The 24,755-nt window shown below is 72.9% G+C and carries 18 protein-coding genes and 1 tRNA gene; 8 read left to right on the top strand and 11 right to left on the bottom strand.

All coding sequences use genetic code 11. From position 1 onward, the window contains the following. Positions 1–42 precede the first annotated feature (42 nt). Complete coding sequence (locus tag ACWGR4_RS10830) at positions 43–723, bottom strand: HAD-IA family hydrolase (RefSeq protein ID WP_379998974.1); 681 nt, start codon at positions 721–723, stop codon at positions 43–45. A gap of 300 nt (positions 724–1,023) precedes the next feature. Between ACWGR4_RS10830 and ACWGR4_RS10825 the strand changes: the two genes are divergently transcribed. After that, positions 1,024–1,359 (top strand): hypothetical protein, encoded by a 336-nt coding sequence (locus ACWGR4_RS10825; RefSeq protein ID WP_452130134.1) that lies wholly within the window; start codon positions 1,024–1,026, stop codon positions 1,357–1,359. A gap of 73 nt (positions 1,360–1,432) precedes the next feature. After that, complete coding sequence (locus tag ACWGR4_RS10820) at positions 1,433–2,206, top strand: phosphotransferase (protein ID WP_452130133.1); 774 nt, start codon at positions 1,433–1,435, stop codon at positions 2,204–2,206. A gap of 17 nt (positions 2,207–2,223) precedes the next feature. On the opposite strand, the gene ACWGR4_RS10815 is transcribed toward ACWGR4_RS10820, so the two are convergent. Beyond that, complete coding sequence (locus ACWGR4_RS10815) at positions 2,224–2,412, bottom strand: hypothetical protein (protein ID WP_379998968.1); 189 nt, start codon at positions 2,410–2,412, stop codon at positions 2,224–2,226. Between the two features lie 686 nt (positions 2,413–3,098). Here ACWGR4_RS10815 and ACWGR4_RS10810 point away from each other — a divergent pair. After that, complete coding sequence (locus tag ACWGR4_RS10810) at positions 3,099–3,641, top strand: Ig-like domain-containing protein (RefSeq protein WP_379998966.1); 543 nt, start codon at positions 3,099–3,101, stop codon at positions 3,639–3,641. Here the strand turns inward: ACWGR4_RS10810 and ACWGR4_RS10805 are convergent. Beyond that, positions 3,608–3,802: a DUF5708 family protein gene (locus tag ACWGR4_RS10805; protein WP_379998964.1), complete on the bottom strand. Its 195-nt coding sequence runs from the start codon at positions 3,800–3,802 to the stop codon at positions 3,608–3,610. The genes ACWGR4_RS10810 and ACWGR4_RS10805 overlap by 34 nt on opposite strands. Positions 3,803–4,087: 285 nt before the next feature. Between ACWGR4_RS10805 and ACWGR4_RS10800 the strand changes: the two genes are divergently transcribed. Next, positions 4,088–4,915 carry an ABC transporter ATP-binding protein gene (locus ACWGR4_RS10800; protein WP_379998962.1) on the top strand — a complete coding sequence of 276 codons (828 nt, stop codon included), beginning with the start codon at positions 4,088–4,090 and terminating at the stop codon, positions 4,913–4,915. Next, complete coding sequence (locus ACWGR4_RS10795) at positions 4,915–7,461, top strand: FtsX-like permease family protein (protein WP_452130132.1); 2,547 nt, start codon at positions 4,915–4,917, stop codon at positions 7,459–7,461. The genes ACWGR4_RS10800 and ACWGR4_RS10795 overlap by 1 nt, the downstream gene beginning before the upstream one ends. A gap of 20 nt (positions 7,462–7,481) precedes the next feature. On the opposite strand, the gene ACWGR4_RS10790 is transcribed toward ACWGR4_RS10795, so the two are convergent. Beyond that, a complete protein-coding gene (locus tag ACWGR4_RS10790) occupies positions 7,482–8,123 on the bottom strand; it encodes a TetR/AcrR family transcriptional regulator (RefSeq protein ID WP_452130131.1) in 642 nt (213 codons plus the stop codon). 478 nt (positions 8,124–8,601) lie between these two features. Between ACWGR4_RS10790 and ACWGR4_RS10785 the strand changes: the two genes are divergently transcribed. Then, complete coding sequence (locus ACWGR4_RS10785; RefSeq protein ID WP_379998956.1) at positions 8,602–11,175, top strand: SdrD B-like domain-containing protein; 2,574 nt, start codon at positions 8,602–8,604, stop codon at positions 11,173–11,175. A 184-nt stretch (positions 11,176–11,359) separates the two neighbouring features. Further along, complete coding sequence (locus ACWGR4_RS10780; protein ID WP_379998954.1) at positions 11,360–12,160, top strand: hypothetical protein; 801 nt, start codon at positions 11,360–11,362, stop codon at positions 12,158–12,160. A gap of 28 nt (positions 12,161–12,188) precedes the next feature. On the opposite strand, the gene ACWGR4_RS10775 is transcribed toward ACWGR4_RS10780, so the two are convergent. Beyond that, entirely contained in the window at positions 12,189–13,496 is a 1,308-nt protein-coding gene (locus tag ACWGR4_RS10775; protein WP_452130130.1) for a right-handed parallel beta-helix repeat-containing protein, read from the bottom strand. Positions 13,497–13,668: 172 nt separating this feature from the next. Between ACWGR4_RS10775 and ACWGR4_RS10770 the strand changes: the two genes are divergently transcribed. Continuing rightward, the gene (locus ACWGR4_RS10770) at positions 13,669–14,811 is read left to right on the top strand and encodes a Dyp-type peroxidase (protein WP_452130129.1); all 1,143 of its coding nucleotides are present in this window, start codon (positions 13,669–13,671) and stop codon (positions 14,809–14,811) included. Between the two features lie 56 nt (positions 14,812–14,867). Here the strand turns inward: ACWGR4_RS10770 and ACWGR4_RS10765 are convergent. The 6 genes from ACWGR4_RS10765 to tmk form a co-directional block, all read right to left on the bottom strand. Beyond that, positions 14,868–14,941: transfer RNA gene (locus ACWGR4_RS10765), tRNA-Thr, on the bottom strand. 80 nt (positions 14,942–15,021) lie between these two features. Next, the gene (locus ACWGR4_RS10760) at positions 15,022–16,575 is read right to left on the bottom strand and encodes an alpha/beta hydrolase (RefSeq protein ID WP_452130128.1); all 1,554 of its coding nucleotides are present in this window, start codon (positions 16,573–16,575) and stop codon (positions 15,022–15,024) included. Positions 16,576–16,722: 147 nt separating this feature from the next. Continuing rightward, positions 16,723–18,357, bottom strand: coding sequence for an alpha/beta hydrolase (locus ACWGR4_RS10755; protein ID WP_452130127.1), 1,635 nt, complete (start codon positions 18,355–18,357; stop codon positions 16,723–16,725). Positions 18,358–18,463: 106 nt separating this feature from the next. Then, on the bottom strand, positions 18,464–19,942 hold the full coding sequence (locus ACWGR4_RS10750) for an alpha/beta hydrolase-fold protein (RefSeq protein ID WP_452130126.1): 1,479 nt from the start codon (positions 19,940–19,942) through the stop codon (positions 18,464–18,466). A gap of 174 nt (positions 19,943–20,116) precedes the next feature. After that, entirely contained in the window at positions 20,117–21,301 is a 1,185-nt protein-coding gene (locus tag ACWGR4_RS10745) for a DNA polymerase III subunit delta' (RefSeq protein ID WP_379998942.1), read from the bottom strand. 228 nt (positions 21,302–21,529) lie between these two features. Then, the gene (gene tmk / locus ACWGR4_RS10740) at positions 21,530–24,739 is read right to left on the bottom strand and encodes a dTMP kinase (RefSeq protein WP_452134199.1); all 3,210 of its coding nucleotides are present in this window, start codon (positions 24,737–24,739) and stop codon (positions 21,530–21,532) included. Between the last annotated feature and the right edge of the window lie 16 nt (positions 24,740–24,755).

Genomic DNA, 24,755 nt, shown 5'->3' with positions numbered 1-24,755 from the left:
TGCACCCTTGTAGACGCCAATGGGGCCCGAGAGGTTGCGTCCCTAGTTTGACCCATTCGGGTGGATGTTAAGCCGGACGTGTTCGGCCGTGACCTGTTCGGGATCGATCGATCGCAGATCCGTGGCCCAGGCGTCGAGTGCGGCGCCGCCGGCCCCGTCGGCCAACGCCGCGCCGATGCCCAGGCAGCGCATCCCGGCCGCCTCGGCGGCGCGCACACCGCTCTCCGCGTCCTCGACGACCAGGCAGCGGTGCGGTGGTACGCCCAGCAGATCGGCCGCGCGCAGATAGCCCTCGGGGGCCGGCTTGCCCTCGGTGACGTCCTCCGCCGTGATCATGTACACCGGTTCCGGCAACTCCGCCGCACGCAGGCGCCCCCGCGCGACCCGGCGGGTGCCGGAGGTGACGATCGCCCAGCGCGCCGAGGGCAGCGCGGCGAGCAGGCCGGCGGCGCCGGGGATCGGCACGATGCCGGTGAAGTCGCGTTCCTCGCGTTCGACGATCCACGCGGCCTCGACCTCGGCGTCCAGGGTGGGGGCGACCACGCGCACGAGGTCGATGTCCCGGCGGCCGTACGAGGCGCCGACCGCGACGTCGGGATCGACGCCGCGGTCGGCGGCCCAGGCGCGCAGGATGCGTTCGATCAGGGGGTGGGAGTCCACCAGCACACCGTCGAGATCGAACAGGATCGCGTCGCAGTCGAGCGTCGTGCCGTCGTTCGCCATGCGGTCAGGCTGTCAGGCACGGCAGCGGGGCGTCGAGGAATTCGCGGCGGGTAATCGCGGTGGGTGATCGCGGGCGCGGGCGCCGTGTGGTCGTGGGCGCGGGCGCTTCGTGATCATGCGCGCCTTCGTTTCATGATCACGTCGCGCCGACCGGTCACCCACATAGCGTAGATATCGATCGAAAGTGATCGTCGGCAGGCGCGGGAAAACGGCCTTCGTTGCCTAACCGTCACGTTTGCGCCGTTCGCCACCGGCTAGGGGGCTACTACGGCCCGGACGAGCTCACCCCAGGCGGCACTCATGTACTTGGTCCTAGCTCTGCTTGCACCGATCGTGATGTTCCTGTTGATACCCGGACTCGCCTGGCTCGAGGACCGCCTGCTCGGGCCGCTGACCTCGCCCGCGCCACCGCATCCGCCGTCGACCGCACGGCCCGCGATCGAACCGGCCGCCGCCGCGCCGCCGACCCCGCTCCCGGTCCCGGCTCCACTCGGGCGCTCGGCCGAGCGGCGACCGACCGATCACCACACGGTGCGCTCGGGGCGCGGCCGGCACGCCCGTCGACACGAGTCGGTACTCGGCTATCGCCACCACATCGGGCGCCGACGCCCGCCCCGCGCCCCGGCCTTCCGCTGACGTCCCGGTCCACCATCGGCCGGTACATCCCGCCCCGGAGTCGACCCTGACCGAGTCCGCCGCACCGCCGCCGGTGCGCATCGAATCCGTCCCGCCCGAGCTGGGCTCGCCCCTGGACGCCGCCCCGCTGTCCACCCGTTCCGACATCTGGCACGTGCTCGGCAGCGATGCCGACGCGGTGCTCAAGCTGGCCACGCCGGACGGCACGGCGCCGGCCAATCCGCGCTACTGGGCCCGGGAGGTCGAGGCGTACGAGAGCGGTCTGGCGGCCGGCGTCTACGCCGCGCACGGGTTGACCGCGCCCCGGACGCTGCGGGTGGATCGGCGGGGCGACGGGTCGGTGGCGTTGTGGCTGGAGTACGTCCGGGGTGTGGCCGGGACCGAGTGGGATCCCGCCCGATGGGCCGACTTCGCCCACCGCCTCGGCGCCGCGCAGGCCGCGACCGGGCCGCTCGGGCCGTCCTGGTTGTTCGAACCTCCGTCCCCCGTCGGGCCGCTGGCGGCCCGGGTCGCCGAACTCCCGTACCTGCTGTGCCACCTCGACCTGCGGCCGGACAACCTGATCGCCCGGGACGAGGACATCGTGCTGCTCGACTGGTCGCACGCGGGCTACGGGCTGCCGGGCGAGGACCTGGCCGGATTGATCCTCGCGCACGTCGCCGAGCCGAGGGTCGCCGAGGCGCTGGACGCCGCGCTGCCCGCCGAGTACGCCCGAGGCGCGGGACTCGCCGAGGCGGACATCCGGGTCGCGATCGCCGCGACGGCACCGACCAAGTACGGGCCCGGCGCGAACGAGGCGACCCGGCGGCTGTTGCGCACGTGGGCGAAGGACGCGGCGAGCCGGTGAAGTCCGGCCCGGTCGCCCTACCGACGCTTCGCGCGGATCGCCCAGACCAGGAGCGCCACGGTCGCCAGGGCCGCGACGCCGGCGGGCACCGGTCCCCGCCGCGCCCGGATCGGGGCGGCCGGCCGCGTGTAGCGCAGCGGATCGGGGGTGTGCTCGAAGAGCGGGTCGGGCGCGGGGAGCCCGGGGGCTCGGCTCGGGGCGGTCATCGGTGTGTGCTCCTCTGCGCGGTCCTGGTCGTGCGCATGCCGCCGGGCACCGCGACCGGGACCGTCTCCCCGATCCTGCCGGGGGCGCAGTCCCGGCAGGACCGAGGACACGGTCTCGGCGTGCGACGGCCTCGATCCTCGATCGGTGTCTCGGACCCGAGGCTAGAAAGGACCAAGCCGAGAGTCACGAATCATCACCCGGATGCCTCACCCGGCGTGTCCGACCGCTCGAACCTCACGTGCCGGCGCGCGGGCGCGGGCTCGTACTCCTCGGCGTTGTGGCACGTGTGAGCGAGTCGGGCTCGCGGGGCCGGCTTCCGGGCCACGCGTGCGGGTGAAGCTTCGGGCGGGAGGCGTGCCGCGCGGTGGGGCGGGGCGCTCGGGGGCCCAGGATCGGGGCGGTCGACCCGAGATCGTGCCGGCTTCGGCCGGCGGGATCGCCAGTGCCGGAGGTACCCGTGCCCACCGCGTCCGCGTCCCCCACTCGAGTGCGCCGTGCGGGCGCCGCGGTATTCGCCTGCTGTGTCGTGCTGTTCGGGCCGGCGAGCGCGCGGGCCGACGTGCCGACCGATCGGGTGCGGCCGGTGGCGGACCCCCAGCCGGTGGCGGACCCACGGCCTGGCGCGGATTCCCGGCCCGGCGCCGGTCCCCGGCCCGTGGCGGTACCCCGGCCGACCCTGCCGTCCGTGCCGCCTGCGCCGCCCGGGTTGCCGGGGCCGCGTGCCTTCGCCGACGTGGTGAGCACCCGTGCCGGGCAGTCGGTGAATGTCGCGGTCCTGGCCGACGACACCGGCGATGGGCTCGTCGTGCTCTCGCACACCAACCCCGAACACGGTCTGGTCTTCCAGGCCGAGGACACGACCGGGACGGACGCCGTACTGCGCTACACCCCGGGGCCGGGCTTCGTCGGCCGGGACGACTTCCGCTACACGGTGAGCGACCGGTTCGGGCGGCAGGCCACCGCGAACGTGCGGGTCGAGGTGACACCGGCCGCCACCCGGGTACGGGAATCCGCCGCGAGCCGCGTCGTGGACCAACTCCGCGCGACCCCGGCCGACGCGGCGAGCCGGCCGCCCGCGGCCGGGACCGGGCCGGGCGGCCGGGTGCTGCTCGTCGTGTTCCTGGGCTCGGCCGTGCTCGGCGCCGGTTTCCTGGCCCTGGTCGCGCAGCGTCGTCGGCCGCGCGCCCGGGCGGCTCACGCCTTCCGGTCGCCCTGGATCGATCGGTAGATCCCGTACAGCAGTTCGGCGATCCCGAGAATCAGCAGCACCATGCCGAGCTTCCCGGGTTCGAACACGGGCGTGTGCACATCGTCGGCGAACAGTTTCAAGCCCGCGCCCACCAGGGCGGTGACCAGGCCGGCCACCATCGAGCCGCGTGCCTTGGCCACGGTCCGTCTCCTCCACTCGACCTGCGGATACGCCCACGAGGCTAGGGCCGCGTCCCGCGTCGGCACGCCCTCCCTCGGGACGAAACGGCGTACACACTTCGGCCTAGACGCGCGGGACTTCTAGCCGCGGGGTGCGGCGGTCGCACGTCCCGCAGGGCCGATCGTCCGTAGGGGGTCTACCCCCACCCCAAGTGGCCGGCCGGCCCCATGGGCGGGTGCCGCGGGCGCTTCTAGCGTGGATTCGACGCCGCCCACGGGGAGCGGCCGAACGGCTGGAGGGTCATCGTGGGCGGGCAACCGACACGCGAGCGGGAGTGGGACACGAGCGGAGCCGGGCATGCCGACGCCGGGGAACCGGCGGTTCGGCTCGACGCGGTCCGCAAGGTCTACGGGAAGGGTTCCGCCTCGGTCGCCGCCCTCGACGGGGTTTCGATCGCCTTCACACCCGGCTCGTTCACCGCCGTGATGGGGCCGTCCGGCTCGGGTAAGAGCACCTTCCTGCACTGCGCGGCCGGTCTGGACCGGCCGACCTCGGGTGCGGTCACCGTGGCCGGTCGGGATCTCGCCGAGCTGAACGAGAACGCGCTGACCAAGCTGCGTCGGGAACGGATCGGCTTCGTCTTCCAGGCGTTCAACCTGCTGCCCACGCTCACCGTGGAGCAGAACGTCACCCTGCCGCTGCGCTTCGCCGGCAAGCGGGCGGACCGGCGCCACATCACCGAGGTGATCGCGCGGGTCGGCCTCACCGACCGGGCCCGACACCGCCCGCACGAGTTGTCCGGCGGTCAGCAGCAACGGGTCGCCATCGCCCGCGCGTTGGTGGTCCGGCCCGCCGTGCTGTTCGCGGACGAGCCGACCGGCGCGCTGGACACCCGGACCGCGGCCGAGGTGCTCGGGCTGCTCCGGGAATCGGTACACGTCGACGGCCAGACCATCGTCATGGTCACCCACGATCCGGTCGCCGCGTCCTACGCCGACCACGTGGTCTTCCTCGCCGACGGCCGGATCGCCGGCCGGCTGGCCGCGCCGACCGTGGACGCGATCGCGGACCGCATGACCCACCTGGGCGCCTTCGAGGCCGGCCCGGGCCGGTCGCTCGGCGGGGTGCGCTGATGTGGGGACTCGCGCTGCGCACGCTGCGTTTTCGGGCGGGCAGCTTCGTCGCGACCTTCGTCGCGCTGTGCTTCGGCGCCACCGTGGTGATGGCCTGCGGCGGCCTGCTCGAGACGGGCGTCCGCAACAACGCCCCGCCGCAACGCCTGGAGCGGGCCTCGCTGGCGGTGATCGGCGACCCCACCTACACCGGCCCGCGCAGCGGCGACGGCGACCGGGAGCGGGACTACGCACTGGGTGAGCGCGTCCCGTTGGACGCGGGCATGGTGGAGCGGGTGCGCGGCGTCGCCGGGGTGCAAGCAGTGGTCGGCGAGCGTACGTTCCGCACCGCGCTGATCGGTCCCGACGGCAACCGCAAGGCACAGGGCCACGCGTGGGACTCCGCCCAACTGACGCCGTACACCCTGGCCGGGGGCGTCGCGCCGACCGGGCCGGACGAGGTGGTCCTGGACACCACGCTCGCGCGCCGCGCGGCGGTCGACGTGGGCGACCGGGTCCGGATCGCCGCACACGGCGGGGCGCGCGCCTACCGGGTCAGCGGGATCGCCCGGCCCGCCCGCACGGTGCCGCAGGCAACGATGTTCTTCGCCGCGGCCGAGGCCGACCGGCTGTCCGCGCCCACCGGCGCCGTCGCGGACATCGCGATCGTGGCCGCACCGGGCACCGACCTCGGCGCGCTGCGCAAGGCGGTCTCCCGCGCGGTGCACGACGACCGGATCCGGATCGTGGCCGGGGACGATCGCGGCGCGGTCGAGCATCCCGAGATCCTGGCGAACAAGTCCGACCTGATCTCGCTGTCCGCGGTGTTCGGCGGTCTGGCCGTCGCGGTCGCGGTGTTCGTGGTGGCCGGCACGATCGGGCTGTCCGTACAGCAGCGGCGGCGCGAGTTCGCGCTGATGCGGGCGATCGGCGCCACCCCGCGCCAACTGCGCCGGATGTTGCTCGGCGAGACACTGCTGGTCACCGTGCTCGCGGCGGGTGTCGCCTGGTTCGCCGGCCCGGCGGCCGGGCGGGTGCTCTTCGATCGGCTGGTCGCCTCGGGGATGGTCGCCGAGACGGTGGAGTTCGAGCAGGGCTGGATCCCGGCGGTGGCTGCGGCGGGCGCAGTGCTGCTGACCGCGCTGGTGGGCGGGTTCGTCGGCGCCCGGCGCGCGGTGACCGCCAAGCCGACCGAGGCGCTGGCCGAATCCGCCTTCCAGCAGCGATGGTTCAACTGGTTCCGGCTCGTGCTCGCGCTGATCGCGCTGGCCGGCGCCACCGCGTTGGGCCTGGTCACGGTGAACGTCCTGGAGGGTCCGATGGCGGCGAGCACCGCCGGCCCGGCGGTGATCTGCGCGGCGATCGGCCTGGCCCTGCTCGCCCCCGGGCTGACCAAACTGCTCACCTGGGTCCTGTACCGCCCGCTGGGCGCGCTGACCGGGCGGTCCGGCCGGATCGCGATGCTCGGCGCGCGGGTCACCTCGATCCGCACGGCCGCGGTGGTCACTCCGATCATGCTGGCGGTCGCGATCAGCACCGGCGAGTTGTACCTCCAGACCACCACGACCGGGCAGGCCGAGCGGGTGTACACGGAAAGCCTGCGGGCCGACGCGGTGGTGACCGCCGCCGTGGGCGGCGTGGACCCGGGCCTGGTCGAGCGGGTGCGGGCGATCCCGGGCGTGGCGAGCGCGAGCGCGTACACCGCGAGCGCGGGCTTCGTGGAGAACCCGCGTGTCGCGCCGGACAGCAGGCACGGGGTGCCGATGCAGGGCATCGACGTGGACACGGGCCCGGCAACCGTCGGGGTGACGGCCTCCGCCGGCTCGCTGGCCGAACTGCGCGGCGACACGGTCGCGTTGCCGAGGGCGCTGGCCCGGTCGATCCATCGTGGGCTCGGCGACACGATCCGGTTGCGGCTCGGCGACGGCGCCTCGGCGGACGTACGGGTGGTCGCGCTGTTCGAGAGCCGGCCCGGTTACGACACCATGCTGCTGCCGGTGTCCCTGCTCGCGCCGCACACCACGGACGGGCTGCCCGCGCAGATCCTGGTCCGCGCGGCCGAGGGCACGGATCCCGACCGGCTGGTCGCATCGCTGGGCGCCTGGGCCAAGGAGCACCCGGGGCTGCGGGCGGCCTCGCGCGACGCGCTGCTCGAAACGCACGCCGAGGAGTCGAAGACCCAGGCGTGGGTCAATTATCTGATCATCGGCATGCTGACCCTGTACACCGCGTTGTCCCTGGTCAACTCGCTGATCCTGGCCACGCACAATCGCCGGCGCGAGTTCGGGCTGCAACGCCTGAGCGGCGCGACCCGCGGCCAGATCATGCGGATGTCCGCGGTAGAGGCGACGCTGACCACGCTCATCGGGGTGATCCTGGGCACCGCGGCGGCGGCCGCGGCGGTGGTCCCGTTCAGCCTGTCGTTGACCGATTCGTGGTTGCCCATGGGCTCGATCCGGATCTACGCGGCCGTGGTCGGCACGGCGGCGGTGCTGACCTTCGCGGCGACGCTGCTGCCGACCTGGAAGGTGCTGCGGACGAACCCGGTGGCGGTGACGCAGGGCTGACCGGCGCGGTCACGCTCCGCTCAGGGCCCGGCCATCGTCGGGCGGTCGGCGGCGGTCACCAAGGCGGTGAAGGACAACGGGGCGCGGGGCGGCTCGGCGGTTTCGGTCGGGCGTGGGCCGAGGCCGTCCAGGGCCACGTCGAGGTGGTGGTGCAGGAGGGTGTCGTCGGTGTCGAGCCGGGCCAGGCCGCCGGGCAGCGGGCGGGAGAGCCGGACCGAGAGCAGGACCAGGTCGCCCATGCCGATGTCCGGGCGCAGCGTGCCCGCCGCGTGGGCGGCGTCGATCAGGGCCTCGACGGCGTGCACGGTGGCGGTTCGTACCCGCACCAACTCCGCGTCCACGACCAGCCCTTCGAGCAGCACCGGGATGACCGCGCCCATCCGCAGGTCGGCGGCGGCGTGGACGAAGCGACGCAGCGCCGCGTACGCGTCGTCGTCGACGCTCGCCGCCTCGTGCGCGGCCGTCTCCAGTCGGCCCAGGAGGTCCCCGGTGAGGTCGCGGACCAGCGACTCCCGGTCGGGGTAGCGCCGGTAGAGCGTGGCGGGGCCGACTCCGGCACGGCGCACGATCAGGTCCAGCGGCGCGTCCGGTCCACGCTCCAGGAAGACGTCGCGCGCCGCGTCGAGGATCCGTCGTCTGCTGCGTGCCGCGTCCGCCCGCATGGCGCACCGTCCTCGATGTCGAGAGCTAATCGGAGACTTTATCTCCGTCTATGGTATCGGTTTGAAACGGGAGCGAGGGAGCCGGACCGGGCCTGCGGATCCCATGCGAATCCGGATTAGCCGTTGCCGTCCGAATCGGATTCATTTGGGCGCACCACGCCCGCGACGACGGCGAAAAATGGGTTCAACGTCAACTTCCCCTTGCCGTCATGTACTTGCCGAATCCCCTTTAGGCTTCGGCCAACAAACCGGGTCACGACCGATCCGTGGGGGGATCGCCGTCGGGCCCTTTGAGGTGATGAGAGTAGGTATGACACCTTCAAGTGAACGGACGCACGGCGCCGCGCAGGGAGGACGCCGACTGCGATCGGCGTTACGCGCGCCCCGCTCCATAGGGGGCCTCGCGGCACTCGCCGTCGGATTCGGCGGTTTGGCACTGGCGGCGTCGCCTGCGTATCCGGCGACGGAGGACGGCTCCGTGACCGTCCGCGTCGTGCGGGCCGTGGACACCACCGGGGTATGGAGTCCCGCCCTGGAACCGGGCATGGGCGGCGTCACGGTGACGCTCACCAACGACGACGGCGCCAAGGTCACCGGGGTGACGGCCGCCGACGGCACGGTCAAGCTGGCGCCCGGTACGGCTCGGACGCCTTCGGGCAAGTATCGGATTCAGGTGGTGAATCCGAAGCCGGGTGTGCTGTTCCCGGCGTTCGCGTCGCGGAAGGGCTTGGGCGGCGGACCGAACGAACTGAGCAGCAACGAGGAGTTCGTCGACCTCGGCAACGGCAAGGATGTGGCGTACACGACGGGGCTGTGGAGCCCCGGCGACTACTGCCAGAAGAACGCGCCGCTGGCCACCGCTTGCCAGCCCGCGACGAACGAACCGACGTCCGCGCGGACATTGGTGACGTTCCCGTACAACGCGCGCGGCACGAACACCAACGTGACGGACCTGTCCACCAACGCCGCGACGGGCAACCTGTACGGCATCGGTTGGAGCAAGCCCGGCAAGCGGCTGTTCAGTTCGGCGCTGGCCAAGCGCGACACGGTGTACGGCCCCGGCGGCGCCGGCGGCATCTACGTCACCGACGTCGCCACGAAGAAGACGTCGCTGTTCACCACCGTCCCGGACGCCGGCACCTCGGCGCACGGCGTGGGCACCAGCGACAACGCCTTCCTCGCCGCGCCCGGCAAGGAGGGCCTGGGCGACCTGGAGGTTTCCGACGACGGCCGCGACCTGTTCGTGGTCAACCTCGAAAACCGCAAGCTGTACCGCTACGACGCCACTGCGGCGACCGCGACGGCGCCGGCGGCCTCGTACGCCATCCCGGACCCGGGCTGCCCGGCGCCGGGCGACTGGCGGCCGTTCGGTCTGGGACTGCAGGACGGCGTCGGATACGTCGGCGGCGTCTGCTCGGGCGCCTCGACCGGGAAGCTCTCGGACATGCGCGCCGTGGTCCTGGCCTTCGACCCGGCGTCGGGCACCTTCGGCAAGCAGGTGCTGAACCAGCCGCTGGACTACCCGCGCAAGGCCACGCTCGGCGGTGCCTGCCCGGGAGCCGCCTGGTTCCCGTGGACGGACACCTTCCCGGCGCAGCAGAACGGGCAGACGTGCGCCGGCGCCATGGCCAACCCCGAACCCGAGTTGGCCGACATCGCGTTCGAGACCGACGGCTCGATGCTGCTGGCCTTCCGGGACCGGTTCACCGACCGGACGACGGCGTACGCCCGGCCCGGGGAGCCGACGACCGCCATCGCGATGGTGGCCGGCGGCGACCTGAACAAGGCGTGCCTGTCCGAGGGCAAGTACGTCATGGACACGAACCTCGGCTGTGGCAAGACGCCGCGGGGTACCAGGTTCTTCGACGTGAACACCATGGGCGGCGGCCACCCGAACGCCGCCTACGCCGGCCTCGCGCTGTCGAAGGTGGAGGAGTTCGTCGCGACCGCCGGTGTCGACCCCATCGACACGCCGTGGAGCGCCGGCACGATGTTCACCAAGCGCGACGGGACGCGGCAGCCCGCCGCGGGCCTGCGCTTGAACACCGAGGGCAACGCCTCCTTCGGCAAGGGCGCCTCGATGGGCGACCTGGAAGTGCTCTGCGACCAGGCACCGCTCCAGATCGGCAACCGGGTCTGGTACGACCCCGAGCGCAAGGGTGTCCAGGGCCCGAGCCAGCGTCCGGTCGAGGGCGCGACCGTCAACCTGTACGACGAGTCGGGCAAGGTGGTCGGCACGACCAAGACCAACAAGCGTGGTGAGTACTACTTCGACGACTCGAACGTGACCGGTGGTCTGAAGCCGAAGACCAAGTACACGATCCGGCTCGACAACCCGGCCGACTACGCGGCGAACGGGCCGCTGTACCAGTGGGTGCCGACCGAAGAGGGTGTCGGCGACAACCGCTTCGTGGACTCCAAGGGCAAGGTCCCGACCGGCGGGCGTTATCCGGAACGGGCGTTGACCACCGGCGGACCGGGCGAGAACGACCACACGTACGACTTCGGATTCCGCCAACAGGAGGGCGCGGTGCGCCTGGTCAAACACGACCAGGACGGCAAGGCGCTGGCCGGGGCGAAGTTCGAGTTGTGGCGGGAGACGAACGGGACCGAGGGCTTGCAGTCCGACGGAACCACTCCCGATACGAAGGTCGGCGAGCCCTGTACGACCGGGACGGACGGCATCTGCAAGCGCGACGTGCTGCCCGGGACGTACTTCTGGAAGGAGATCAGCCCTCCCGAGGGTTATGCCCCTCCGGAGAAGCCGGTGCTCGGCCCGCTCGTGCTGAACGCGCAGAACCTGGACGCCGGAGTCGAGGTGACGGCGGTCAACAAGCTGCTGCCGCCGACCACGCCTCCGCCGACGACGAGCGCGCCGACGACATCTGCTCCGTCCACGTCGGGCGGAAACCACGGTGGGTCGTCGGGGCCGCTGGCTCGGACGGGTCTGGGCGGGAACCTGCCACTGGTCTTCGGCGTCTCGGCGGCGATGATCGCGCTGGGTGGCGGGGCGCTGGTGTTGTTCCGTAGGCGCGGAGCGCGGCAGCAGTAACTCCGGGGTCGGCGGGCGGGGTTCGATACCGCGCGCCGATCGCCCGGCGGGCGGCCGGCGGCTGACGGCTGATGGCCGCCTGTTGCCGACTGTCGACTGCCGAAAGAGATGGAGCGGGCGGGTCCGCGGACCGATGGTCCGCGGGCCCGCCCGTGTGTTGATCGACGTGAGAGAAGGCATCCGCATGGCCCGGAAGAAGACCGGCGATCGCGCGCCGCGTCGGCGGCGGCTCTGGATCACGGCCCTGGTGGCGGTCGCGCTGTGCGGAAGCACCGCGGGCGGGCTGGCCGTGCACCGGGCGCTCTCCGACGACGGCGACCCGGACCGGGCCGTGACCATCGACGAGGCGGGACGCCTGGCGCTGTCGCGGCTGACGTTGTATCAGGCCAGTCCGGTCGCGGTGACGCTCACCGCCGCCGAAGGGGGCGGCGTCACGATCCGGGTCGAGGCGGTCGTGGACTACCGCAACCACCGGGCCGTGGGCGGCTATCAGGTCACCGGAGCCGCCGGCTCACTCGACCGCGGCCTGATCGTGTGGGACGGCGCCGGGCTGGGACTGGCGCCGGTGCCGGCGGGCGTCGACGGGCCGCCGTGGCAGCAGGCCGAACACATCCCCCGTTCCGGCTGGTCGTCGCGCGCCTTCACCGCGGACCCCCTGGACTCCGGACTGCGGCTGCTGATCCAACTCGGCGCGGACCGGCCCGACAACCCGATGCTGCTCGCCCAGTCGGGGGCACGCCGACTGGGCCGCGACCGCATCCAGGGCCGGACCTACGACAGGTTCTCCGGTCCGCGCGCCCAGGACGCCGCGCGCGGTGGGGCGTCCGCCGGCGAGTTGTCGCCGCTGACCTACTGGGTCGACGGTGACGGCGGCCTGCGCCGGGTGACGATGCGCATGCCGGGCCTGGGCACCCCGACGACCGTCGAGATCGGCGGGCGCGACGACAAGGTACGCATGCCCGAGGCGCCGTGGATCGCGGGCTGACCCCGCCGCGTCGACGGCGGCGGGGCGCTCAGCGCGGTCGCGGCATCGCGGCGGCGTCGGTCGGCAGGGCGTAGCGCTCGGGGTCGACCGCCCCGGGCAGGTCCGTCGCCGGCCGGCCGGGCACCGCCGGGTCGGGCATCGAGGGCTGCGCGGGCGGGGCGGGCACGGCGTGGAACGCGAGGCCGGGCGGCGGTTGCACGGCGACGGCCCGACCCGCCGGGACGGCCCGGCGCGGGGTGACGCCGCACCCGGCGAGGTCCTCCAGGCCGCTCGGGCTCTGTGTCGCGGGCGAGTTGCCGCTGAAGCAGTTGCCGGGGTCGGCCGAGGCCGTCACCAGGTCGGCGCCGTTGTCCGTGACGCGGTTGCTCTCGACGCGGTTGCCGACGGCCGGATGCCCCGCCGGGTCGGTGACGAGGACGCCGGCCGAGCGGTTGCCCCGGATGAGGTTGCGCGCGACGCGGTTCTCCTGGCCGCCGCCGATCCCGATGCCGATCCCGAAGCCTCCGTCGGCCTGTTCGGGCGTGTCCGACGCGTTGTTGTCGGTGATCACGTTGCCGGCGATCACGGCGCCGTGCTGCGGCGCGAGCGCCTCCAGGTCGTTGGAGTTCACCGTGACTCCGACGCGGTTGCCGACGACGCGGTTGCCGAGCACCGACAGGCCCTCCGAGGCGTTGGTGATCTCGATGCCGACCGCGTTGCGCTCCACCGTGTTGCCGCGTACCAGCGTGTCGCACGGCTTGCACTGGCCGACGTAGATGCCGGAATCGGCCTGCCCGGACGCGTAGGAGTCCTCGATGACACCACCACGCGCGTCGAAGGCGTAGATGCCGTAGAGCCCGTTGTTGTACGCCGTCACGTGACCGGCCCGGAAACCCTGGAGCATCGGGAAGCGGGCGGTGTCCAGCGGGTTGTACGCCGAGCCGCCGGCGCCCCGCCCCTGCAGTCGCTCGTCGGTGACACCGGTGAACAGGACGCCGTTGGCGAGGTAGCCGCGGACGGTGAGGTTCTCCACCACGGAGCCCGCGCCGGTGACGGTGATGCCGTTGGCGAGCCGCACACCGCCGTCGAAGACCACGGCGTTGCGATCCGTACCGCGCAACACCAGGCGCGGCACGGCGACCCGCACACTCTCCCGGTACACGCCGGGGCCGACCAGCACCGTGTCGCCCTCACGCGCGACATCCACCGCCTTTTGCACCGTGCGGAAGTCCTGCGGCACCCGCAGCACGTTCCCGGCGGGATGTTTCCCGGCGGACGGTTCGGCGTCCGTCGACGACGAGCAGGCCGCGACCGTCGGCGCGAGACAAACGAGCGCCAGCGACAGGTGGCGCAGCATCGTCGTCCGCGTCCGCGTCCGAGCCCGAAGGACGACAGGTCGGGACGTCCATGGACGTAACGAGCGTTGGGGAGGCAGGAGTTGCATGACAGGTGTTCTATCGTCTGCAATGTCGCCCATGCATACCGACCCGGAAAGTCGACAGGAGCAGGCGCGACCTGCCACATCCGGTTTGGGACGCAGAGCCCTGCTCGCGACCGGAGCGGCACTGGCCGCGGCGGTCGGCGCGGCGGCGGAACCGAAGGCGAGCCGACCACAGCGCCGCGACACCGCGTCCGACGCTCCGCCGGCGGCCGCGATCCCCTTCCACGGACTGCGCCAAGCCGGTGTGACGGGGCCTCAGTTACCCGCGACCCACATACTGTCCTTCGACGTCCCGCCGACGACCGCCGGCGCGGACCGCGAGACGCTGCGCAACATCCTCACCGCACTGACCCACACCCTGTCCGGCGCGGCCGCCGGCACACTTCCCGACCCGCGCCTGCACACCGGAGAGCCGACCCGCCTCGCCTGCGTCGTCGGCGTCGGCCCCACTCTCGCGACCCGCCTCGCCCTGAACGTGCCCGCCGAACTGGCCGACCTGCCCGCATTCCCCGGCGACCGCCTGGACCCGGCCCGCTGCAACGGCGACATACTGCTCCAACTCTGCGCCGCCGACCGCTGGACGCTCACCATCGTCGCCGAACTGGCCACCGCCGCCGCACAGTCCGCCGGCGCCGTCCCCCGCTGGACCCAATCCGGCTTCCTGCCCCACACCCCGCCGGGCATCACCCCGCGCAACCTCTTCGGCCTCAAGGACGGCACCGCCAACCCCGACGACCCCACCGCCGGGCGCTGGGTCTGGGGCCCACCGGGAGCCCACGAACACGCGACCACCCTGGTGTTCCGCAAAATCCACATGGACGTAGCCGGCTTCGCGGCCGTTCCCCAAGACCACCAAAACAAAATAATCGGCCGCCGAGCCACCGACGGCGTTCCCTTGACCGGCACCACCGAACACGACGACCCGGACATCTACGCCAAGCACCCGGACGGCTCCTACATCATCCCGGCCACGGCCCACGTCCGCCTCACCAGCCCCCGCCTCGACGCCGGCGCCCGCATGCTCCGCCGCAGCTACAACTACGACGACGCCCCCACCGACAGAGGCCTCCTGTTCTGCGCCTACATGCGCGACCCAGGCCTATTCACCCGAGTCCAATCCCGCCTCGCAGCCCGAGACGCCCTAAACCCCTTCCTCGAACACCGCTCCTCAGCAGTCGCCTACATCCTCCCGGGCACCCCACCAGGCGAACCCCTCGGCAACCGCCTCTGACCCCGGGAAAAACAACAAGGCCCAGGTCAGAAACCTACTGACCTGGGCCTTCGAGGAGCCGCCTAAGGGAGTCGAACCCTTGACCTACGCATTACGAGTGCGTCGCTCTAGCCGACTGAGCTAAGGCGGCTTGTCATTCCACCTTGTGGTGGCGACAGGGAATGAGTGTACACACCCGTCGGGGTGGTCGACACGCGCGATTGGTGGGGGTCAGCGGCAGGTCTTGCCCTTGGGCGGGACGGTGGACTGGGTGAGGTAGTCGACGACCGTGCGGTCGACGCAGTCGCTGCCTCGGCCGAAGGCGGTGTGGCCGTCGCCGTCGTAGGTCAGGAGGTTGCCGGAGGCCAGTTGGCCGGCCAGGGACTGGGCCCAGGAGTACGGCGTGGCCGGGTCGCGGGTGGTGCCGACGACCAGGATCGGGGCGGCGCCCTCGGCGCGGATCGGGTGCGGTCGACCGCTCGGCGGGACCGGCCAGGACGCGCAGGCCAGGCCCGCCCAGGCGAGGTTGCGGCCGAAGGTCGGCGACGCCGCCACATACTCCGGCAGGTCGCGCTCGACGTCCTCCCGAGTCGTCGCCGCCGGCGGGGCGTCCAGGCAGTTCACCGCCGCGTTGGCGGACATCAGATTGCTGTACCGGCCGTCCGCGCCCCGCTCGTAGTACTGGTCGTTGAGGTCGAGCAGCCGCTGTCCGTCCCCGCGCAGCGCCGCGTCGAGCGCGCGCCGCAGGTCCGGCCACTGGTCCTTGGAGTAGAGCGGCGACAGGATGCCCGTCGTCGCGATCGACTCGGTGACCCGGCGGGTCGCGTCGCCCGGGAGGGGGCGCGCGTCGAGCTGTTGCAGCAGGCCGCGGATCTTGGCCAGCCCCGCCTCTCGGGTCGCGCCGAGGGAGCACGAGCCGCCGCCGACGCAGTCGTCCAGGAACGCCGCCAGCGCGGTCTCGAAGCCGCCGCCCTGCACCTTGTTGGCGGCCATCGCCGACTGGCTCGGGTCCATCGCGCCGTCCAGCACGAGGCGGCCGACCCGCTTGGGGTACAGCTCGGCGTAGGTCGCGCCGAGGAAGGTGCCGTAGGACGCGCCCAGGTAGTACAGCTTGGGGTCGCCGAGCGCGGCCCGCAGCAGATCCATGTCACGGGCCGCGTCGACCGTGCTCACATGGCCGAGCAGGTCCCCCGAACGGTCCGCACAGGCCCGGCCGTACGCCTTCTCCCCCTCGATCCACGCCTGCTCCTCCGCGGGGGTGTCCGGCGTCGCGTCGAGCTGGGTGAAGGCGTCCATCCCGTTGTCGGCCAGGCAGCCGATCGCGGTGCTGCGGCCGACGCCGCGCGGGTCGAAGCCGACGATGTCGAACCGTTTGCGCAGCTCGGCCGGGTAGCGGGTGGCCGCGTACTGCGCGAAGTCCAGCCCGGAGCCGCCCGGACCGCCCGGGTTGAGCAGCAGCGAGCCGATGCGGTTCGCCCCGGTCGCCGGCTTGCGCATCACCGCGATCCGGATCTTCGGCCCGTCCGGCTTGGCATGATCCAGCGGCACCTGGAGCGTGCCGCACTGGAACCCGCCGGTACACGGGGTCCAGCCGATCGGTTCCACCGCGGGCGTCGGCGGCGCCGACTCGGTGCCCCCGCCGCCGCCCGAGTCACCGGTCGCCGGCGCCGTGGCGGTGTCCGCGACCCGGTCCGGCGACTTCGACGACGAACTCGACGAGCACCCCGCCACCAGGAGCAGACCGACCGCCGCGGCGGCGACCCTCGCGCACGAACCCCGCATCATGCGACCGCTCCTCCAGTAGTCCAGCCTGACCGTGTACCTCTGGGGAGGGTAACCACGCAGGCCGGCGATACTCCCCAACGACCCGACGACCCGACGACCCGACGACCCATGGACCCGACGACCCATCGACCCGACCGCCGACACCCCTCAGCTACACCGCTTCCCCTTCGGCGGCATGGCCCCGCGCAACAGGAACCCCTCGACCGCCCCGTCCACACACGGGCTGTTGCCCCCGTATGCCGTGTGCCCCTCACCCTCGAAGGTCAACAGCGTCGCGTTGGCCAACTGCCCCGCCAGCTTCTCCGCCGAGGCGTACGGCGTCGCCGGATCCCCCGTCGTGCCCACCACCAGGATCGGCGCGCTCCCCTGCGCCCGGATGGCGTGCGGCTTGGCCGGCGACCTGAACGGCCAGTTCTCGCAGTTCTCCCCGGTCAGGTCCTCCGCGGTCACATCGCGCGACAGCAGCGGCGCCTCGGCCTTGAGCCGGTCCAGCGCCGCCTGCACCTGCGCCGGCGTCGGCGCCTCCCCCGCGCCGTCCGCGCAGCCGATCGCGACGAACGCGTCGGCGCTGTTGTCGTAGTGCCCCTGCTCGTCCCGACCGTTGTAGTTGTCGGCGTAGAACAGCAGGGCGTCCGGCGATCCGCGCACGATCGCGTCGGCGAGCGCGTCGCGCAGGTACTTCCACTCGGTGTCCTTGTCGCCGTACAGCAGGCTGACCACGCCCGTCCAGCCCAGGCTGGAGGTCAACGTCCGGCCGCCCCGGGCGGCGGCCAGCGGGTGCTGCTGCAGGCCGTCCAGGAAGTCGGCGGCCTTGCGCGGCGCGGTCTTCGGGTCGGCGCCGAGCGCGCAGCCCGGGCGCCCCGCGCAGTCCTCGGCGAACCGGCGCAACGAACGGTCGAAGCCGACCTGCTGTTCGACCGCCCGGCTCAGGTTGTCCGCGGCCGGGTCGACCGCGCCGTCCAGGACCAGCCGGCCGGTGCGGGTCGGGAAGCGTTCGGCGTAGGTGGCGCCGAGGTAGGTGCCGTAGGAGAAGCCGATGTAGTTGAGCTTCTCGTCGCCCAGCGCCGCGCGCAGGACGTCCATGTCGCGAGCCGCGTTGTCGGTGCCCACGAAGGGCAGCAGTTCGCCGGATCGGCTCTGGCACTCGGCCGCGTAGGCCCGCTCCCGCTCCTTGGCCCGGGCCTCGGCGCGGACCGGGTCCTCGGGCAGGTCCTCGGCCACGTACGCGTCGCGCTCGGCGTCGGTCATGCACTTCACCGGCGCGCTGCGATCGACCCCGCGCGGATCGAAGCCGATCAGGTCGTAGACGTCCTGAACCGGCTTGCCGATGGTGCTCTCGGACATCCACCACGCCGCCGTCACCCCGGAACCGCCCGGGCCGCCCGGGTTGATCAGCAGCGAGCCGAGCCGCTGCCCGGGCTTGGCCGCGCTCTTGCGGGTGACCGCGATGTCGATCGTGCGGCCGGTCGGCCGGCTGTAGTCCAGCGGCACGGTGAAGTTCGCGCAGCGAAACGCCTTGGCCTGGCTGCGCTCGTCGTCGTCCTCGCTCTCGCAGGACTTCCAGGTGGGCCGCTGGGTGTAGAAGCGGGCCAGCGCCGGGTTGGGGTCCCCGGGCGTGGCCGGTGCCTTGCCGACGCCCGAGGCGGGGCTCGACGCACTGGTGCGACCACCGCCCGCGGCGTCGCCGAGGTCGGACGCGACGGAACAGCTCGCGACGATCGCGACGGCGAGCACGACCGGGATCGCACGGCCGAGGAGCCCCACTCGGGGTATTCGTTTCACCCGTACTGCCTACCATCCGCCGCACCCCGACGCACGAACGGGACCCGCTGCACCGGGGCCGCGACTCTTTCGCCGCGCCCCGCGTACCGAGCCCCGCCGCGCGCCGTCACGCGGCCGGGTTCCGGGTGTTGCGGCCGAGGAAGGTGAGCGCGTCGGGCAACTGACGCGTGATGTCGGTGGAGGTGCCGCCCGCGCCCGCGACCGCCTTGACCGTGGTCGGGGCCTTCGCCTTCGCGGCGAACTCGCTGCCGGTGGTGCCCGAGTGGCCGGACAGCATGATCGTCACGTCGGGTCGCGCGTCGAGCAGGCGAACCGGGTCGTTCGCCGTCTTGGCCGCCGAATCACCGCCCCACAGCGCGGACTTGAGCGTGGTCCGGCCGGACAGGCTGACCGCGCTCGCGTAGTACTGCGGGTATTGCAGGGCGTACTTGACCGCGCACAGCCCACCCGAGCCGTCCCCGATCAGCGCCCAGGACGCGCGGTCGGCGCTCGCGCGGTAGGTCGTCAGCACCGCCTCGCGCACGTCCTCGTTGTGGAAGGTGGCCATCTTCGGCCCCTTCGGGATGTCGCTGCACTCGGTGTCCTTGGCCGTGGTCAGGCCGGCTTCCACGTCCTGCTTCGAGTAGGGCATCAGTTCGGGCGCGACGACGATGTACGGCGGGACGGTGCCGGACTCGATGCCCGCGGCGAGCTTGCTCAGGAACGCCGACGAGTCGTCCGTGAAGCTGTTCGACTCGACGCCCGGCAGCGACGACTGGGCGACCAGGACGGGGTAGTTGCGGCCCTGGTTGGTGGGGGTGTCGTAGCCCGGCGGCAGCCAGACCCACACGTCGGCGGTGACCGCGGACTGCCGGCCCGTGACGGTCATCCGGTTGAGCGTGCCACCGGACTTGGTGCCGACCTTGGTGAACTTCTGCGGTGCGGCCTTGGGTTGGCCCGAGGTCGCCACCGGTTCCGCCGACGGGTCGACCCCGGTGGCGGCGACGTTCTGCGCGTCGTCGTGGGACATGTTGCGGTAGGCGAAGGTACCGCCGACCCCGGCGGCGATCACCGCGAAGGCGAGCAGGCCCACACCCGCGGGCGAGCGCACCCCGCGCCGACGGCGCCGCGGCGCCGGGTCGGGTGGGGCGGCTTCGGTTTCGGCCGGTCGTACCGGCTCGTGCCGGGCCAACGCGGCGGGCGCCGAGGAGGCGAGCCCGACCGGCGCGAACGGCAGTGGCACATCGGCCCGTTGCGGCGTCGCCCCGGCCGCGCCGGCGTCCCGCCCGACAGAGGTCGAAGCGACCGCCGACCCCGGAGCGATCGCCGACCCCGAGGCAACCGTCGCCCCCGATGCGATCGCCGGCGCCGAGCCGACTTCCCGAACAGAGTCCCGAACGGGCTCGATCTCGCGCGCCGGCGCCATCGCCCGCTCCCGCACCGACACGTGTGGCACGACCGGCGGCAACTCGGCGGGCCGGGGCCCGGGTTCGCCCTCCGGACCGGCGATCGAAACGGCATCACGGCTCTTGCGCGCCCTCAGCACGAGAACGACAACCGCCCCGAGGGTCACCGCGATCAGCAGACCTTTGAGCGTCCTGGTCACGGAACGCAACCCCGCACCGTCCTTCCGAGCCTCACCCGTCACAATGTTCCCGCAGTTCCCGCATGTTCTCGGGAACTCTCCCACGATGACGTCCGGGTGGGGGTTTCGGGTTCCGTCCGGCGAACACCTCCGCTCCAAGGAGTGAAGCGGCGTTCATCCCGGGTCGGTACGGCCTCAGCCGGTCCGCAGCGTCAACACCATCGCCTCGACCGCGAGCAGCGGCGCGACGTTGGCGTCGATCGCCCGCCGGCAGGCCAGGATCGCCTCGATCCGCCGCAGCGTCGCCTCCGGCGTGGACGTTCGGGCCACCGTGTCCAGGTCCGCCCGCAACACGTCGTTGGCCAACGGGACCGCAGCCCGCAACTGCAGCGCCAGCACATCCCGATAGAAGCCGGTCAGGTCCACCAACGCGCGGTCCAGGCAGTCGCGTTGGGTACGGGTGGCGCGCTTCTTCTGCTTGTTCTCCAACTCCTTCATCACGCCCGCCGTACCGCTGGGCATACGACCGCCGCCGACCGCGCCGAGCGCGGCCCGCAGATCCTCGGTCTCGCGCCCGTCCAGATCCGCCGCGACCTGCTTCGCGTCCTCCGCCGCCGCGTCCACCAGACGTTGTGCGGCGGCCATCGCCAAGCCGATGTCGCCGACCACCATCGGGATCCGCAGCACATCGGCGCGCCGCCCCCGGGCCTGCTCGTCGAGCGCCAGCCGGCGAGCGCTCTTGATGTCGCCGGCGGACGCCGCCGCGGCGAACGCGGCCATCGCCGGGTCGATCCCGTCCCGGCGCATCAGCAGATCGGCCACCGCCCCGGCGGGCGGAGTACGCAGCGCCACATGGCGACACCGCGAGCGGATCGTGGGCAGCGCGTCCTCCAGGGACGGCGCGCACAGCAGCCACACGGTGCGGTCGGCGGGCTCCTCGATCGCCTTGAGCAGGACGTTGCCCGCGCCCTCGGTGAGCCGCCCCGCGTCCTCCAGGACGATCACCTGCCAGCGCCCGCCCGCCGGCGTCATCGCCGCGCGGCGCACCAGGTCGCGGGTCTCCTTGACGCCGATCGAGAGCAGTTCGGTGGCGACCACGTCGACGTCGGCGTGTGTGCCGGTGAGCGCGGTGTGGCAGCCGTCGCAGTGTCCGCAGCCCGGTTCGGCGCCGAGCGCCAGATCGGGACTGACGCACTGCAACGCCGCCGCGAACGCGCGCGCGGCGGTCGCCGTACCCACCCCGGGCGGGCCGGTGAACAACCACGCGTGGGTCATCCCGCCGACGCCCTCGCCCGCGAGCACCGCCCGGGCCGCGCCGGCCGCGGTGCGCAGCTGCTCGGCGACCCGATCCTGCCCGACGAGGTCGTCCCAGACGGTCACGCGCTCTTGTCTCCTCGTTCCGGTGTGCCCGATACGACCGTACCGGGGCGCCGTGACAATCGACGCCACGTCACCCCGGTACCGCTCGTCCGCGACACCCCGGCGGGACCCGGGGTCAGGACTTGTAGGTCGAACCTCTAGGTCGGACTTGTAGATCGAACCTGTAGGTCGGACCTACAGGTCACGACCCGTGGGTCGGGTCACCCGACCCACGCGTCGGACCGTGCGTCAGGACTTGTTCCGACGCCAACGTCGCTTGCGCCCCGCCTCCTGCGCCGAGTCCGCGGCGGACGAACCCTCCGCATCGCCACCCTCGGCCTCGGCCGCGTCCGCGTCGTCCTCGGCCTTCCAGGGCCCCAGCAGATCGTCCGCCAGCGACTGACTCCCGGCGGCCGGCGGCGTCAGCACCGGCAGCGCGTGCGTCTCGTCCAGGCTCACCTGCGGGATCTCCCGGGTGTCCTCGGCCGCCTCGCGCAACCGGATCTGCCGCAATTCGGTGGTGTCGGCGTCGTCCGGCGACACCTTCGGGATGCCGTGCACGGGGGTGTCCGCGAGGGCGGGGTCGGGGCGCCTGATGCCGTGCACCGGCGTCTCGACCATGTCCGTGTCCGGCACCGGGCCCGCCTCCGCCGCGAGCGCGGCGGCCTCCTGCGCGGCCCGCGCCCGCGCCGACGCGGCGGCCTCGGCGGCCCGGGACGCCTCCCGTTCGGCCCGCCGACGATCCGCCTCGGCGCGGCGCAGGGCGTCCTCCGCCCGGCGGCGCTCTTCGGCGTGCCGCCGCTCGTCGGCCACCCGCACGGCCTCCTCGGCGCGCATGCGCTCGACCTCGCGGGCCGCCTCGGCCTCCAGCCGCTCGCGCTCCTCCTCGGCCGACCGCTGCCGTTCCAGGGCGGCCTCGCGCTCCTCCTCGGCACTGGCCCGCGCCTGCTCGGCCTGCAGCGCCGACGCCTCCTCCAGCCGGCGGCGCTGCTCGTCCCGGCGCTCGGCCTCCTCCTCGGCGCGCACCCTGGCCTCCTCGGCCCGGGCCTTGGCCTCCTCGGCCAGCCGCTGCTGCTCCTCGGCCCGTCGTTCGGCCTCCAGCGCCAGCCGGCGTCGCTCCGACTCGGCGTGCAGCCGGGCCTCCTCCGCCGCCTCGGCCGCGGCACGGGCCCGCTCGTCGGCCTCGGCCGCGATCCGACGGGCCTGCTCCTCGGCGTACCGCTGCTCCTCCTCGGCGAGCCGGGCCGACTCCTCGTCCAGCCGGGCCTGTTCGGCCTGCCGCTGGCGCTCCTCGCTCTCCGCCCGCAACCGGGCGATCAGCGCGGCCTTCTCCGCGTCCCGGGCGGCCTGCTCGGCCTTGCGCCGGGCGTCCTCCTCGCGCATCCGCTTGGCCAGCTCCAGCGCCTGGCGCTTCTCCTGCTCGGAGAGCGGGAGTTCGCGGTCGAGCCGGTGCCGAATCGGCGTGGTGACCGCGTCCGGCTCCTGGTCGGCGTCCACCACCAGGTAGCGGTCCGGGTCGTGCGCGGCCAGGTCCAGGAACGCGTGCCGCACCCGCAGGTGGAACTCGCTCGACTCGGACTCGATCCGGTCGGGCGCCTCGGTGAAGCGCGCGTGTCCGACCGCCGGGTCCAGGTCGAGCAGGATGGTCAGGTCGGGCAGCAGACCGTCGGTGGCCCAGCGCGAGACCCGGCCGATCTCGCGCGCGCCCAACGAACGCCCGGCGCCCTGGTAGGCGATCGAGGAGTCGATGTAGCGGTCGCTGATCACGATCGCGCCGCGCCGCAGGGCGGGCAGGATCACGGTCTGCACGTGCTCGGCCCGGTCCGCCGCGTACAGCAGCGCCTCGGTGCGCGGGTCGACCGGCTCGCCGTCCAGGTCGAGCAACATCGCCCGCAGCCGCTTGCCGACCTCGGTCGCGCCGGGCTCGCGGGTGACCACCACCTCGTGGCCCTTGGCCCGTATCCAGGCCGCGATCGCGTTGGCCTGGGTCGACTTGCCCGCTCCCTCGCCGCCCTCCAGGGCGATGAAGAAGCCGGTGGCGCCGGCCGGTCGGCCGGTGATGTGGTCCTCGTTGCGGGTCGCCGCGGCCAGGTCGCGCAGGATCGGCACGCCGCGCCGATCGTCCACGCTCAGCAGCGCGATCCAGCCCAGGATCACCACGAGCACGCCGGTGCCGCCCAGGACCAACGCGGCGCCGCTGTAGTCGAAGGTGAACCGGTCCGCGACCACCCACGAACGCACGCCCACGTAGCCCGCGGCAATCGGCCCGGCCACCAGCGCCACGAACAGCACGACGCGCACGATGAGTTGGGCGAACGCGAAGGCCCGGGCCCGCATGTCCTCGCCGAAGTCGAGGCCGTACATGGTGTATCCGGTGACCCAGGCGACGCCCGCGAACACCCCGAGCACGGCGGCGAGCACCGCCGCCATGACCACGTTGGCGACCGCGCCCAGGATCAGCAGGGTCAGCCCGGCGCACATCACGGCCATGCCGTACAGCCGCCGCCGGCTGAACGCCGGCACCACCCTCGGGCCCCACAACATGCCCGCGCTGACACCCGCGATGAGCATCAGGAACACGGTGCCGTACGCCGCGTTGCCCGCGTGCAGCCCGACCACGAGCAGCGGCGCGGTGGACACCAGCGCGCCACCCGCCAGGAACAGCGCGACCATCCCGACGATCAGACCGCGCGCGGTCCGGCCGTGGCCGAACACCCGGCGTCCGTCGGCGAGCACCTTGAACGGATTGGGCCGCCGAGTGCTGACCGAGCGCCCGCGCGTGGGCATCCGGATCAGGAACGCGAAGACCGCGGCGAGCAGGAACACCGCGCCCGCGAGGTAGAACGCCAGGTTCGAGGGGTGCTCGACGAACATCGACACGTCGTGCGAGAACGCGGTGCCGACCAGCGCGCCGAGGATGAACAACAGCGCCGCCGCCGGGGCCGCGCCGTAGGAGGTCACGAGGTTGAACTGATTGGCGGTGCCCAGCCGTTGCCGGGGCACCAGGTTGGGCACGGTGGCGTCCCGCGCGGGCCCGGCGAGCGCGCCGATCACGGCGACCACCGCGGTCGCGCCCCAGATCCACCACATCCGGTCCACGAACGGCACGGACACGAGCACCAGGGCCCGGACCACGTCGCACGTGACCAGCGTCCAGCGCCGATCGAGATGGTCCACGATCGCGCCCGCCACCGAGGCGGTCAGCGCGGCCGGCACCATCCGCAGCGCGAACACCACTGCGACCGCCGTGGCGTGCTTGCGGTAGTCGCCCTCGACCGTCCACAGCGCGGCCGAGGTCAGCGCGAGGAGCGCGAGCCAGTCACCGAGCGCGGAGGCCGCGACCGCGAACCAAAAGCGCCGGAACGGGCGGATGCTCAGCACGCCCCCGACGCTCTCCGTCGGTTCGACCTGACGGGGCGGTATCGCCGAATCCGGCGCTTGCTGCTCCGCGTTCGTCATACGGAGAACCCTAACG

Source organism: Embleya sp. NPDC055664 (assembly GCF_053618075.1).
The sequence above is the reverse complement of the archived record's forward strand: the minus strand, read 5'-3'. Positions and strand labels throughout refer to the sequence as shown.

Excerpts from the sequence above, each read along its gene's own strand:
- ACWGR4_RS10760 (WP_452130128.1), bottom strand. The coding sequence starts at position 16,575 with ATGATGCGGGGTTCGTGCGCGAGGGTCGCCGCCGCGGCGGTCGGTCTG.
- ACWGR4_RS10815 (WP_379998968.1), bottom strand. The coding sequence starts at position 2,412 with ATGACCGCCCCGAGCCGAGCCCCCGGGCTCCCCGCGCCCGACCCGCTC.
- tmk (WP_452134199.1), bottom strand. The coding sequence starts at position 24,739 with ATGACGAACGCGGAGCAGCAAGCGCCGGATTCGGCGATACCGCCCCGT.
- ACWGR4_RS10775 (WP_452130130.1), bottom strand. The coding sequence starts at position 13,496 with ATGCTGCGCCACCTGTCGCTGGCGCTCGTTTGTCTCGCGCCGACGGTC.
- ACWGR4_RS10795 (WP_452130132.1), top strand. The coding sequence starts at position 4,915 with ATGTGGGGACTCGCGCTGCGCACGCTGCGTTTTCGGGCGGGCAGCTTC.
- ACWGR4_RS10790 (WP_452130131.1), bottom strand. The coding sequence starts at position 8,123 with ATGCGGGCGGACGCGGCACGCAGCAGACGACGGATCCTCGACGCGGCG.
- ACWGR4_RS10830 (WP_379998974.1), bottom strand. The coding sequence starts at position 723 with ATGGCGAACGACGGCACGACGCTCGACTGCGACGCGATCCTGTTCGAT.
- ACWGR4_RS10780 (WP_379998954.1), top strand. The coding sequence starts at position 11,360 with ATGGCCCGGAAGAAGACCGGCGATCGCGCGCCGCGTCGGCGGCGGCTC.
- ACWGR4_RS10825 (WP_452130134.1), top strand. The coding sequence starts at position 1,024 with ATGTACTTGGTCCTAGCTCTGCTTGCACCGATCGTGATGTTCCTGTTG.